Raw genomic sequence first — 14705 nt, 5'->3', positions numbered from 1 at the left:
ATGAGTCATAATTGGAAAAATATTCTTGTTTCACCAGCCGCAACTATACAAGAAGTTCTAAAAATTATAAATGGAGAGGCTCTTCAACTCGCCTTAGTCGTGGATACTGAAAATCGCCTGTTAGGTACAGTAACAGATGGTGATATTCGTAGAGCATTAATTAGTGAGCTACCTTTAACTCATCCTATTTCTGAAATTATGTTTACTTCACCTACTGTTGTTGATTCAAGTATTTCTAGAGCTCAAATATTAGCTTTAATGAATGCTAAGCATCTTCATTCTATTCCAATTATAGATGACGGTGTGGTAGTTGGTTTAGAGACCATTCATCACGTTACACAAAAAACTAAATACGATAACCCTGTATTTTTAATGGCTGGCGGTTTTGGAACAAGGTTAAAACCTTTAACAGATAATTGCCCTAAACCTTTATTGAAAGTGGGTGATAAACCAATTTTAGAAACAGTACTATTACAATTTATAAAATCAGGTTTCTACAATTTTTATATCTCTACACATTATTTACCTGAAATGATTGAAGAGCATTTTGGAGATGGTAGTAAGTGGGGGGTGACAATAAACTATGTACATGAAGATCAGCCTCTTGGTACAGGAGGAGCATTAGGGTTATTGCCTAAGGACTTACCTGATCTACCCGTTATCATGATGAATGGAGATGTACTGACTAAAGTTGATTTAGAAGCTTTACTTGCCTTTCATGATGAAAATAATGCCGATGCAACCATGTGTGTTCGAGAATATGAATACCAAGTACCGTTCGGTGTAATCGAAAGTGAGGGAAAAAACATCAAAAGTATGGTGGAGAAACCTATACAGCGCTTTCATGTTAATGCAGGTATTTACGTTGTTGGCAGGGAAATAGTTGATAGCGTAAAAGAAAACGAGCTTGTAGATATGCCGACGTTGCTAGAAAGGTACCTTAATAAGCAAGTTTTAAAATACCCATTTTATGAATATTGGCTAGATATAGGTCGAATGGCTGATTTTGAACGCGCTCAACAAGATTACGCTTCTTTGAGGATGTAGAATGATTAATGGTAATAAAGTCTTAGTTATAGTACCGGCAAGGTCTGGAAGTAAGGGACTTAAAGATAAGAATATACTCGAAATACATGGTAAACCCTTATTGGGCTGGCCTATAAATGCAGCATTAAAAAGTAAATATATAGATGAAGTTGTTTTGTCTACAGATAGTGAAGAGTATAAACAAATAGGTTTAGAACAAGGAGCAAATGTACCATTCCTACGTCCCGTAGAGTTTTCTGGTGATAAAGTTGCGTCAATAGATGTTATTTTGCATTGTATTGAATGGTTAGAAGGTCAATCTAAGGTATTTGATATATTAGTTTTATTGGAACCCACCTCACCAATGACCGAAACTATTGATATAGATACAGCTTTAGAAAAATTAGTTGCTGCCCCTGAAAGCACTTCAATTGTTGGAGTATCAAAAGCTGAATGCAATCATCCTATATTTGCTTATAAAAAAGATGAAAAACTTCTTTTAAGACCATTCATTGAGCAAACAGGGCATGCAGTTAGACGTCAAGAATTAGACGATGCTTTTTATTTAGATGGCTCTCTTTATATTTCTTGTATTGAAGCTTTGAAAAAAGAAAGAACTTTTTATACAGAAAGTACTCTGGGTTTCGAGTTTCCCAAGTGGAAAGCATTTGAAATCGATGATGAAATAGATTTTGAAATTGTAAAATTATTAATGAAGAAATATTCAAATGACAGATTATAAAAATAGACTATTAAAAGCCATCCCCGGTGGTGCTCACACTTATTCTCGTGGTTATGATCAGTACCCTGAAAATGCACCTCAAATTATGCATAAAGGAAAGGGGGCATATACTTTTGATGATCAAGGCAATAAATACTTAGATTATGGTATGGCGTTACGAGCGGTTAACTTAGGTTATGCTGATGATCAAGTTGACCTTGCTGCTTTTGAGCAAATAAGAAACGGTAATAATTTGACTCGTGCTTCTTTAATTGAATTAGAAGCTGCAGAGCTGCTAATTGATTTAATAGATTCTGTAGATATGGTCAAATTTACTAAAAATGGCTCCACGGCTGTATCTGCTGCAGTAAAATTGTCGCGAGCCTATACAAATAGAACACTAGTTGCTAGATGTTCTGATCATCCATTTTTTTCATATGATGACTGGTTTATTTCTTCTACGCCAATAAAAAAAGGCATACCAGAGAACGTACTTAATCAAACTAAACAGTTTAAGTACAATGATATTGAATCATTAAAGTCACTGATAAACGAATATCCGAACGACATTTCTTGTGTGATTTTAGAGCCAAGTAGCCTTGAACACCCTGCCGCCTCGAAAACCCATGCGAATGAAACTTATCTTCACGATGTAAAGCGTCTGTGTAATAAACACGGAATTGTTTTTATTCTCGATGAAATGATCACAGGTTTTAGATGGGATCTTAAAGGGGCTCAACATTATTATAATATCCAAGCTGACCTCTGCACCTTTGGTAAAGCAATGGCTAATGGTTTTTCTGTTGCTGCAGTAGCTGGGAAGCGAGATATCATGGAGCTGGGCTCTATTGAATTTGAAGGTCGAGAAAGGTTATTCTTACTATCTACTACGCACGGAGCAGAGATGTGCGGCTTAGGTGCCTTTGTGAAAACTGTTGAAGTACTTAAGCAAGATAATGTAATTGAACACTTTTGGTCATATGGACGAAAGTTAATCGATCTTATGAATAGAAAGTCAAAGGAAGCAGGGCTTGAAAAATACTTTGTTGCCGGTGGTGTAGAATGTTCTCCCTGGTATGCAACATATGGTACAGATGAAAAAGTTTCGTTGGCATTCCGAACCCTATTTTCTCAAGAAATGATTAAAAATGGTGTGTTAATGCCGTGGATAGCGCTGACAAAAGCCCATGGTGAGAAAGAGTTAATATTGACAGCTACAGCACTTGAGAATACTTTTGCAGTCTATAAACAAGCAATAGATGCTGAAACAACTGACGGATTTTTAAAAGGTGACTCTATCCGCCCTGTATTTAGAACTCATAATTAATGAAAATAGCGTTAGTTTCATTAGATCAAAAATGGGAAGATAAAAAAGGGAATCAAGATCAATGTAGCTTGATTTCAAAAAGAATATCAGAACAATTCCCTGATATTGATCTAATTATATACCCTGAAATGACTTTAACTGGCTTCTCTGTTACGAATGAAGCTATTTCTGAGTTTGAAAATAACTCTGAGTCGATTCGTTTTTTTCAAGAGTTATCTGCTGTTACGCATATAAGTCATCTATTTGGTCTTGCTGTAAAAACTACTAATAATCAACATTATAATAGGTGTTGTTATATTAATGAAAATGGACAGATGTTAGCTCAATATGACAAAATGCATACATTTTCTTTTGCTGGTGAAAATGAATTATATTCTCGCGGTAATAAGCCTGAAGTAGTGGAGGTTAATGGGGCTAAAATTGGATTAAGTATTTGTTTCGATTTACGTTTCTCTCCTCTTTACTCTTATTATAGAAAACTGTGTGATTTAATGGTCAACATCGCAAATTGGCCTGATACTCGTAGAAGTCACTGGCTTAATCTATTACAATCTAGAGCCATTGAGAATCAAGCCTTTGTAGTGGGGGTTAATCGTACAGGCTTTGATGGTAATGGTTTGTCGTATGAGCAAAGTAGTGTAATTTATGATCCCTTAGGTGACATGGTGACTCCCGTATATTCTGATAAGGAATCTGTGATTTACGATATCAATCTACAAGATGTACATAAGGTTAGGTCAATATTTCCTTTCGCAGACGATTTACGCACTGAATTATATTCAAGTTTTTAAGAGACAATTTATTTTATGGATTCAATAATAAAAACGTTCATCATTATAGGTGGCGCAGGTTTACTTGGTACAGAATTTTCCAAAATACTCTCGGAAAATGGCGATAATGTAGTCGTTGCCGATTTCAATATTGATGCTGCGACATCTGTGTGCGATAAGCTAATTTCAGCCGGTGTTGAACAAAGCCAATTAATGGCAACTACTATAAATATCGTGGAAAAAGATTCTATTTTGATGCTTATCAACAAAGTACAACAACGCTTTGGCTCTATTGATGGCGTTGTTAATACCGCTTACCCTCGTAATGCAAACTACGGCAGGAAATTTGAGCAGGTAGAATTTGCTGATTTTTGTGAAAATACCAACCTAAATTTAGGCGGATATTTTCTTGTAGCACAACAATTTGCCGAGTACTTTTCTAAAAATAATGGTGGAGATATCATTAATATTTCATCAGTTTATGGCGTTATAGCGCCAAAATTTGAAATTTATGATGGTACACCAATGACAATGCCTGTCGAATACGCAGTGATAAAATCAGGATTAATTCATTTAGGGAAGTATATAGCAAAATATTATCGTGGTAAAAAAGTTCGAATCAATACGATAAGCCCTGGTGGTATTTTTGATAATCAGAATGAATCTTTTGTTTCTCGGTATAATGACAACTGTAATAGTGTTGGAATGTTGTCCCCAAAAGAAATAGCCAACGTAGTCCAATATATTTTTTCTAGCTCATCTCACGGAATTTCAGGTCAAAATATTATCGTTGATGATGGATTTACTTTATGATTGCTTCTTTTTTTATAAAACGAAAATTTGATTTGGAAAGTGACCGATTAGGACCTGATTGCCCATTTACTCACTGGCGATTATTTTTTAAAAAATCGATGATTGCTATATCAAAAAGAAAGTTTAAATACTTTTCAGATTCTGCAGAATTCCGCTCTGGAGCATACGCCATAGCTTGTTCAAAAATATCTATTGGAAAAAATGTGGTGATTAGACCTAATACAATGCTTTTTGCTGATCCTAGAAAAGGAAATGATGGCAGTATAATTATTGAGGACGATGTAATGCTGGGATCCGGTGTGCATATCTATGTAGGCAACCATCGCTTTGACTTACCTAACAAAAATATAATTGATCAAGGGCATAGTGCTGCTAAAACTGTTGTATTGAGAGAAGGTTGTTGGCTAGGAGCAAACTGCGTCATTCTGCCAGGAGTGACAATTGGCAAAAACGCTGTTATTGGAGCCGGCTCTATTGTCACAAAAAGCGTGCCTAGTAACGTGGTGGCTGCAGGGAACCCTGCGCGTATTATAAAGACTATTAGATAACATTATGGATAACGACCTTCGTAATACTATTTTAGAGTCCCTTGAATACGAATTAGATATGATTCATGATAAATGTAAAGGCGGGCATAAACTATACAATCCTAATCAAAAGTCTAACACTCTTATTAACAGTATCTTAGACTACTTAATGGGGATTGTATTCTTACTTTTTTCACCTGTATTACCTTTTTTAAATCTTGCTAATAGATTTAGAGTGCATGAAAATTATAACTCTAATGTATTGAATTTTATAACATCCCCTAATATTACAAGCTCGGGTGATGAAAATGTGCTTGGTTTCATCAAGAGCGGCAATCAATATAACTTTAAGATTAAGTATTACATCGATTACCTTAAATTAATCTATAGAATAATGCTAAAAATTGGGTTTAAAGCTTGGTATTATCAATGTGTAATTAAGCTCCCTGAAATAATCATGGTCCTTGACTTCATTTCAGCAACAAACATTAAAACAGTTAAAATTTCAAACCACTATGATCGGTGGGCATATCTATTTTCAATTCTGTGTGTTGAAAACAACATGAAATTAGTTGTTTATCAGCATGGGATAGTTTTTAATCCCGAGAATGAAGGGTGGAAGCCTAAAAAGAAATTACCACGGGTGGATGAGCTATTTTGTTATGATAAAAAAAGTGCAAATTATTTTATTGAACATATTTACGTTGATGTGGATAGTGTAAATTATTTTAAAAATAAGGTTCATTATAAGGATGTTGATAGTGTAGAAGTAAACTTTTTACTTATTGGCTCTGGATTTTTAGAATGTGTTAAAAAAGAAATACACATTTCAAATTATATTGCGAAAGCATACCCCAATGTAAATATTTTTATTAAGCCACACCCTAAATTTAATTTTTCGTATAGTCGATTAGATGTCAGTACAGGTGCGAAAACTATTAACTTTAACATTAAACCTGATGTAATGGTCCATTTTGGCAGTACGCTGGCAAGCGATATTAAGTTAGAACATAATAACGTAATTGATCTAAACGTTGCCTCATTAGGTTTAGAACAATCATTGTTAATAATCGATAAAGTAATGCAAAATATTAAATGACCTATATTCTCTACCTCTCTATTTACATATTATCTTTAACACTTGTAACTGCTCCCGTTGCAGTTAAACGGTTTGGTATTTTCTTCGTTGTTATTTTTATAATCGTTCTCTTTGGATTAAGAGTGGATGTAGGTCCTGACTATCCTAACTACTTGAAGATATATCAGGGGTTAGTAAATGGCTCTGGCCACCTTTACGATCATGTTATATCTAAGACTGAATTTGGGTATGTATACCTGAATATTATTATTATTAAATTAGGTTTAGGGTATCAAGCTGTTGTGTTTTTTGTTTTTGCGACAACTTTTATATTATATTACCTAGCTGGTGCTAGGTATGTGCAAGATAGAGCACTACTACTGATTTTCCTATTAGGCTTGGGACTATTAGTAATTCCGATAAACCTTTATCGGCAAGGGTTAGGGATCGCTCTAGTCTATTGGGGCTTTCGATACCTGCTAAAAAGAGAATATTTCAAATATTCTATTATCGTGTTATTGGGATGCACTTTTCATTACACAACATTATTAGCGTTTCTTTTTATAATCATATCGTTATTAAAGCAATCTAGAGTGTTAGTTTGGACTTTATTTATAATTTCAATAATCATCAACAGGCTTACACATTATGTTGATGTTATAGGTTTAGTTTTAAGGGCAATCAATGTGCCTGACATATATAGTAGCTATTTTATTCCTACAGAGGCTACCGAAGTAGGATTTGGTTTTAGAATTTATATTGAACTTTTTTATATTGCTTTTTGTTTTTTTATGATTTACAGGCATAAGCTCGATAAGATTACATTGTTCTTCTGTTATTCTTTCCTATGTGGATTATTTATGAATATTGCCTTAGCAAACTTGGGTATATTTACTCGTTTAAGTATGATCTTTTACTATACAGGTTATATTGCTATTCCATTACTGATTAGTAATAGGTTTCATGATAAATGGAGAAAGGTTATTTGGGTGTGTTTACTCGTAATGAGTTTTTCTTTTTACGCTAGAGACGCTACTTCACCAAATTATTTTCCATATTGCACGCTGAACCTCTCTCAGGAGAAAATATGCTTAGATTAAAATATAAGTTTACCGAAGCTAAAGGTGCTTTGAATAACGTTTTTTAATTTAGATAAGTTTTTAAGTTTCATAGGACTGCATATTCAGCATCTTTATTGAGTGTTATTTATAGTTTTTCTATTTTCATGAAATTACTTTCTTAGTGATTGTTTTTCAAAGGCACATCTTCGATAATACTATCTAAAAAAACTCGTTTACTTGAGGGTATTGACCCGCTTGCTCAGTACCCTTAGATATTTCAACTTTAACGACAAAATTTACGAAAAATCAAGCAATAAAACTAAGTATCGACCTAGTTAACTGACGTTAAATAAACACCATATAATCAAGAGAGTAGTAAAATGAAATTTAGACATGATATAAATGGACTAAGAGCTATTGCTGTCTTACCGGTTATTTTTTTTCATGCTGGGGTTAGTGGGTTTAGCGGCGGATTTTTAGGGGTCGATGTTTTTTTTGTTATTAGTGGTTTTTTAATCACTGCAAATATTATAAAAAGCCAAAAAGGTGGCGATTTTTCATTATTAAGTTTTTATGATAAGCGAGCAAGAAGAATTCTACCTCCTTTAATTCTCACTTTACTTCTAACAACGATACTTTCATTTGTATTTATGCTTCCTTATGATCTAAAGAATTTCGGACAATCTTTAGTTTCAACTTCAATTGGTGCAAATAATGTTTTACTATATTTAACATCAGGTTATTGGAGTTTAGCTTCTGAATTTAAACCTTTATACCATACTTGGAGCTTAGGTGTTGAAGAGCAATACTATTTTATAATTCCCGTTATTTTTATCTTGCTTTTGAAAAAGCAAAAGCTCCTTAAGACTACAGTGATTCTATTTTTCGTTATCAGTTTTTTATCAAGCTATATAATTGAAAATAAGGAGTTTAATTTTTTAATGATCATAACAAGGTTTTGGGAGCTTTGTGCAGGTTCGTTACTAGCGATGTACATGAGTGAGCGAGTGACAATTAAAAGTGATATGCTATCAACAATAGGTTTGTTTTTGATTTTATTTTCCTATTATAACCCATATATATTATCGAATAACTCAGCCATTATTAATTTAGCTCCTGTTTTAGGGGCGCTAATGGTTATCGCTTTTACGACATCTAATAGCTTAATTTATAAAAGTCTTAGCTCAAAACTCATAATTATTATCGGATTATCAAGCTATAGCATCTACTTATTACACCAGCCTATATTATCCTTTCTAAGGTTAGCTACCGAAACACATGTTGAAGTTTATAAACAATTGATGTGGACATTACTTGCAATCCCTTTAGGTTACTTATCTTGGCGATTCGTAGAATCTCCATTTAGAAATAAAAATATAGTGTCAAATAAAGTGTTTTATAGCCTAATTGTATTTTCTTTTGTGTCTTTTATATCACTAGGGCTTTATTTAAATAAATCATATGGAATGCATCAGTATTATGTATTCAGTAAATATTCATATGGAATAAACCCACAAGCTTATGCAGACAGACCATATTCTTTAGCTAAAAACAATTTCGAATCTGATAGTAAAAAAATGTTAATCATAGGAAACTCTTTTGCTAGAGACTTCTACAATGCCCTAGAAGAAAACGATGCAACAAATGGATATGAAGTCATTTACCTTTCTAATTACAATAAAGACATAAACTTATCGAGGAATCTACTAAGGCATGCAGACGTGACTTTTTTAGTGTCATCCTCAGGGATGGCCAATAGAAAAATAAGCCCTGAAATATTAAAAACTAGTGCGATCGAAAAGAAAAATGAAATGGATCACTACTCAAATGGTAATTATTTTTATATCGGAACCAAGAATTTTGGGTTTAACAATAACTTCATAAAGCAAATCGATTGGGATAGTTCAAAAAATTATATGGTTGACATAAATAAAAGTAATATTGAAGCTGATAAAATAGAGTCAACTATATTCACTGATAATTATATAAGTTTATTGACATTATTTAGAGAAAACAATAAAACAAGGATCTTTACTGATGACCATCGATTTATTAGTTTTGATACAAATCATATAACTAAAGATGGCGCCCTATTTTTAGGGAAACATGTTTTAAAGACAACTAAGCTTAAAAGTATAATCTTATAATGCTACAATTAGCTCTTGTTCTTATAGACGTTTTACAGTTCAGACTTGAGTATGTTTAATAATTGTCCTGTCCTGTTCTGTTTTGTTTACTTCTTCTTTTTTCAAAGGACTTACATGCGGTAACTTTACCTAAAGCGCTTGATAACTTCGTCTATTGAAGATACTAGTCATCGTATGACTGCCGTGCGTACGGAATGTTTGCATTTACTTGTTTAAAGTAACCAGACCTTGCAATTGAATGTATGAATAAGGAAGATACATGAAAAATTAGGTAAAAGACTCCAGAGAAGATTTAGCTACAGTATAATCACATGGGTTTCTCTGATCAAATATCATTAAGTCTTTTAGACTAGTTTTTTGATTTAGAAGGGGTCATAATATTGCCCGTTATTAAAGAGGCGATTTTTCTTTTAAAATTATTTTTTGCTTTTTCGCTCGAATAGATTCTTCATTTAATTACTTCATGCATCGCTCATTAGGTTTCTCTCAGGAAAAATATGTTTAGATTAAAAAATATAGCTAGCGAACCGAAAGGAATCTTGAATAACGTATTTTTTAATTTTGCCAAGATTTTTCTAAATATTGGCGTTCCACTCATAACTATCCCTTATGTTTCACGCGTTTTAGGTGTTGAAGACTTTGGAACTGTTAATTATTATATGGCAATAATAGCTGTATTGTCAGTTTTAAGCTCATTTGGTTTACCAACTTATGCAGTGTCGAAATTGAATGTAGATTTATCAAGGGATGAAGTAGAAGATAAGGCGCTACATATACTTAGGTTAAGGATTAACTTGTTTTCTGTTTTTTCCTTTTTTCTGGTATCGTTTTTTGTGTTTAATGATAGTGGGTTGTTAATTCCAGTTTTCTTAATCTTGATAGCTGTTTTTGGTGAAATAATTTCTTGCGATTGGTTTTTTATATCGATGCGACAACAAAAACTGGTTTTTTTAAGAACGCTTTGTAGTCGAGTCGCTTTTGTACTACTAATTTTTGCATTTGTTGATGGTAGTGATGGTGCACTGAGGTATTTAACCATATTCTCATTATTGTCATTATTGATTGGTCTTGTATCTTTTTTTATAATATTTGAATTTCAAGATAAAACGAAAGCGCGAACAAAAGTAAGCGTGAGGTTCAAGGATGTATTTTTTATTTTTATTGCTATATTATTAAGTTCAATTTTTGGTAAGTTTGATTTAGTCTTATTATCTAGTTTGATAGGCGAAATACAATTTGGATATTTTTCATCAGCCTATAAGCTGATTGCAATTGTATTAACTATAGTTACTAGCATTTCTATGGTTGTTATTCCTTTTTTAAATGACAAAAAAGATTCTTCACCCACTTATAATTCACTTGTGACTAGTATTATTTTTCAGGCCTCAATTTCTATATTTTTATTTTTTTGGTTTTTTAATATTGAAATTGTGAATCTTGTTTATGGACAGTCTTTCCATGAAGCCTCTGCATATTTAAAGATTTTATCTTTAATGATTATTTTTGTTCCATTTTATAATGCGGTTATTTATCAAGTTTTATTGATAAATAAAAAGTTACATATTGCTATAGTTTTATTTTTTATTGGCATTGTTACAGGTTTTATATCGCTCATTTTTTTAAATGATATGTATCAATATACATACGCAATTATTATTGCGAATTCGGTTATTTTCGTTTTGTCATTAATTTATTACTTTTTATGTGGTTTTCGAATGTATTTTTCGCTTGGAATTGTTTTTTCTATACTAGGTATGGCTGTAATTAACTCTTATGAAAACTTTGATTTATATAGCCGACTAGGTTTTTCTATATGTTTCTTAATGTTAAATTTTTATTTTACTACCCACTTTAAAACTAAACGAATAAGGCAATAACTTTGATCAGATTTAATATTGTTTCAGCGAGTGATCTTGCTGATCCTAATGGAGTTTCAAAATTCATACATAACTTCATCACTAATATAGACTCTTCTGATGTGTCACTATCTAGAGTTTACGCTAGATATAAGAAGAGAGTAATCTCTGTAGAACCTTCAGAATATAAAGATTTAATTGATAAAGTAGAAGATGCGGGCCATAACTCTAGAAAAGAAAAGATTAAGGTTAATAATAAGATTAAATCTTTTATATTGGGAAATAGTTTATTCAGTTTATTGTATTTATTTTACGCCATCATATGGGACATTTTAAAGATATCAGTTTCAATAAAACGTAAATTTGAATCTGGAAAAGATGTATATGTATTTCAAGATTTTATTACTCTTTCTTTTTCGTCTCTAATAAATAGTAAAACAAAAAATATTTTGGTTTTACATTGTTCTGATGAACCATTATCACAATATTATATTAACTCCCCTGGCCTGAAATCGTTCATTGGTACTCGTTTTTTGAATTGGCTCTTTCAAAATTCAGTTCGACATAGTGAGTATGTTGTAACTTTGGGGGAGGATATTGCAAAAAAACTCAATGTAAAATTTAATACAAATAAATTTATTAGTATCCCAAACGGAGTCCCAAAAGTTCAATGTTGTTTTAGCGACAAAAGTTTGTTTAAAGATTCTGCTATATTAAAAATTTGTAGTGTTGGTTCAGTTACGAAGCGTAAAGGACATGATATTTTAATCAAGGCATTAGTAATACTATCTAATGAAGGATACAAAAATATCGAATGTGATATATTTGGTCCTGGTAATGCTGATTTTATTCATAAATTAGATGACTTGGTACGCGTCAATAAATTAAACGTTAGCTTTAAAGGTAGTGTAGTCGAGCCCTTAAGCAGGGAGCATTTTGATTTATTTATATTACCTAGTCGTAATGAGGGGCTCCCATTATCTATAATTGAAGCCGCGAGTATCGCGCTGCCTATTATATCTACCGATGTTGGCTCCATTAAAGAAGTTTTTGGAAGTTCGTTGATTTACGTTTTACCTGAACCGAAATCTGTTGCGAGTGCAATTTCAAGTATTATGCAAGATAATGAAATTTTAAATGATTATAGTCTTAAAGTTTCTACTTTATATGAAGAAACCTTATCCTTTAAAATTATGCAAGATAAATATATAACATTGATAAAAAAGGTTTAGCATGTTTAAGAATAAAAATTTATTAATTACCGGCGGAACAGGTTCATTTGGTAATGCAGTCCTTGACCGTTTTTTAGCAACTGATATTAAAGAAATTCGTATCTTTTCCCGTGATGAGAAAAAACAAGATGATATGCGCAAGAAATATAATTCACCCAAATTAAAGTTTTACATTGGTGATGTGCGAGATCCACAAAGTATCTCTGTAGCGATGCGTGGTGTTGATTATGTTTTTCATGCAGCTGCACTAAAGCAAGTTCCTTCTTGTGAGTTTTACCCGTTAGAAGCGGTAAAAACTAATGTATTTGGCACTGAGAATGTTTTAGAATCCGCAATCCAGCACAACGTAAGTCGCGTAGTTTGTTTAAGTACAGACAAAGCGGTATACCCAATTAATGCAATGGGAATTTCTAAAGCAATGATGGAAAAAGTGATAGTCGCTAAAAGCCGGAATTTGGAAGGAACTAATACCGTCATTACTGGTACACGTTATGGCAATGTAATGGCTTCACGTGGTTCTGTTATCCCACTGTTCATCCGTCAAGTTATTGAAGATATACCACTTACTTTGACCGATCCGTCAATGACACGCTTTATGATGACATTAGATGATGCCGTTGATTTAGTACTTCATGCTTTTGAGCATGGTATAAATGGTGATATCTTTGTTCAGAAAGCACCTGCAGCAACAATTGAAGTGATGACACAAGCTATCCTTGAAATGATTGGTAAACCAGATCATAAAGTTAATATCATTGGTACACGTCATGGTGAAAAATTATTTGAAGCATTATGTAGCCGTGAAGAGATGTTTGTAGCACAAGACCAAGGTGACTATTACCGAATCCCGGCTGATAATCGTGATTTAAATTATGCACAATATACAGAGGAAGGTGAAAAAGACCTTTCGGCAATTGAAGATTATAACTCGCATAATACTGAGCGCTTAGATGTTGAAGGTATGAAAGAGCTTTTACGGAAACTTGATTTTATGCGTGATATTGAAGCGGGTAACCTAATTGTACCTGAAGGTGTATAAATGAATATTTTGGTGACAGGTGCAGCGGGTTTTATTGGTCAGAATTTATGTGTATTTTTACTCGAAGCTGGTTTTGATAATATTGAAAAAATCACTCGTGATGATAGTGAAGAAAGTATTGTTGAAAAGGTAAAGTCTGCTGATTTTATTTACCACCTCGCGGGTGTTAATCGCCCTAAAAATGATGAAGATTTTAAAACGGGTAATACTGGTCTAACTCAAAAAGTCCTGAATACGTTAGCTGAAAATGGACGTAAAACACCTATTTTATTAACTTCATCAACGCAAGTTGAATCAGATAATCCGTATGGCGTGAGTAAGGCTGGTGCAGAACAAGCTGTTGCTGAATATCAGCAAGAAACTGGTGCTGAGACTTATATTTATCGTCTGCCTAATGTGTTTGGTAAATGGTGCCGGCCAAATTATAACTCTGCGGTTGCTACCTTTTGTTATAACACAATCAATGATTTACCTATCACAATTCATAAATCTGATGCTGCGTTGGATCTTGTTTACATTGATGATGTTTGTAATGAATTTGTTAGGCTATTATCGACTACCGAAAAAAAGGAGCAATACTGTTGTGTTGCCCCTGTTTATCAAACTACGGTAGGCAAAGTAGTTTCATTGCTTACTGAGTTTAAAGAAAGCCGTGAAAGCTTGATTTCAGCTAAAGTAGGTGAAGGTTTCGTTCGTGCCCTTTATTCAACCTATGTAAGTTATTTAGCGCCTGAGCAATTTTCTTATTCAGTTACTCGTCATAGCGACGAGCGTGGTACTTTTGTTGAAATGCTGAAAACCAAAGATTCTGGTCAGTTTTCATTTTTCACTGCACACCCAGGTATTACACGTGGTGGCCATTATCATCATACTAAAACAGAAAAGTTCTTAGTGATTAATGGTAAAGCTTCATTTAAATTTCGCCATATTTCCACTGGTGAGTCTTATGAGTTGATTGTTGATGGTGAGGAATCTAGTATTGTCGAAACAGCTCCTGGCTGGTCACACGATATAACCAATATTGGTGATAATGAATTGGTTGTTATGCTTTGGGCAAATGAAATATTTGATCGTGAGCAACCAGACACTGTAAATTTTAAGGTTTAAT

Annotated in this window: 13 protein-coding genes; all 13 read left to right on the top strand. The window is 33.1% G+C overall.

Translation table 11 applies throughout. From position 1 onward, the window contains the following. Positions 1–1047 carry a nucleotidyltransferase family protein gene (locus HRT55_RS11860; RefSeq protein WP_287202085.1) on the top strand — a complete coding sequence of 349 codons (1047 nt, stop codon included), beginning with the start codon at positions 1–3 and terminating at the stop codon, positions 1045–1047. Position 1048: 1 nt separating this feature from the next. Further along, a complete protein-coding gene (locus HRT55_RS11855) occupies positions 1049–1768 on the top strand; it encodes an acylneuraminate cytidylyltransferase family protein (RefSeq protein ID WP_287202082.1) in 720 nt (239 codons plus the stop codon). Then, positions 1755–3074 (top strand): glutamate-1-semialdehyde 2,1-aminomutase, encoded by a 1320-nt coding sequence (locus HRT55_RS11850; protein ID WP_287202080.1) that lies wholly within the window; start codon positions 1755–1757, stop codon positions 3072–3074. Before HRT55_RS11855 ends, HRT55_RS11850 begins: the two co-directional genes overlap by 14 nt. Further along, positions 3074–3865: a nitrilase-related carbon-nitrogen hydrolase gene (locus tag HRT55_RS11845; protein ID WP_287202078.1), complete on the top strand. Its 792-nt coding sequence runs from the start codon at positions 3074–3076 to the stop codon at positions 3863–3865. The genes HRT55_RS11850 and HRT55_RS11845 overlap by 1 nt, the downstream gene beginning before the upstream one ends. Before the next feature lie 15 nt (positions 3866–3880). Continuing rightward, positions 3881–4657, top strand: coding sequence for an oxidoreductase (locus tag HRT55_RS11840; RefSeq protein WP_287202076.1), 777 nt, complete (start codon positions 3881–3883; stop codon positions 4655–4657). Further along, positions 4654–5205, top strand: a complete 552-nt coding sequence (locus HRT55_RS11835; protein WP_287202074.1) for a DapH/DapD/GlmU-related protein — start codon at positions 4654–4656, stop codon at positions 5203–5205. Before HRT55_RS11840 ends, HRT55_RS11835 begins: the two co-directional genes overlap by 4 nt. 4 nt (positions 5206–5209) lie before the next feature. After that, on the top strand, positions 5210–6283 hold the full coding sequence (locus HRT55_RS11830) for a hypothetical protein (RefSeq protein ID WP_287202072.1): 1074 nt from the start codon (positions 5210–5212) through the stop codon (positions 6281–6283). Continuing rightward, complete coding sequence (locus tag HRT55_RS11825) at positions 6280–7362, top strand: EpsG family protein (RefSeq protein ID WP_287202070.1); 1083 nt, start codon at positions 6280–6282, stop codon at positions 7360–7362. The genes HRT55_RS11830 and HRT55_RS11825 overlap by 4 nt, the downstream gene beginning before the upstream one ends. Before the next feature lie 341 nt (positions 7363–7703). Continuing rightward, complete coding sequence (locus HRT55_RS11820) at positions 7704–9470, top strand: acyltransferase (protein WP_287202068.1); 1767 nt, start codon at positions 7704–7706, stop codon at positions 9468–9470. Between the two features lie 497 nt (positions 9471–9967). Then, positions 9968–11347, top strand: a complete 1380-nt coding sequence (locus HRT55_RS11815) for an oligosaccharide flippase family protein (RefSeq protein WP_287202066.1) — start codon at positions 9968–9970, stop codon at positions 11345–11347. A gap of 2 nt (positions 11348–11349) precedes the next feature. Beyond that, the gene (locus tag HRT55_RS11810; RefSeq protein ID WP_287202064.1) at positions 11350–12558 is read left to right on the top strand and encodes a glycosyltransferase family 4 protein; all 1209 of its coding nucleotides are present in this window, start codon (positions 11350–11352) and stop codon (positions 12556–12558) included. Position 12559: 1 nt separating this feature from the next. Next, a complete protein-coding gene (locus tag HRT55_RS11805; protein WP_287202063.1) occupies positions 12560–13597 on the top strand; it encodes a polysaccharide biosynthesis protein in 1038 nt (345 codons plus the stop codon). Continuing rightward, on the top strand, positions 13598–14704 hold the full coding sequence (locus HRT55_RS11800; protein WP_287202061.1) for an NAD-dependent epimerase/dehydratase family protein: 1107 nt from the start codon (positions 13598–13600) through the stop codon (positions 14702–14704). Position 14705: the final 1 nt, after the last annotated feature.

It is taken from the genome of Colwellia sp. (assembly GCF_013214175.1).
Classification (GTDB): domain Bacteria; phylum Pseudomonadota; class Gammaproteobacteria; order Enterobacterales; family Alteromonadaceae; genus Colwellia.
Note: the sequence above shows the minus strand (reverse complement) of the source record. Positions and strands in the feature narration are given on the sequence as shown.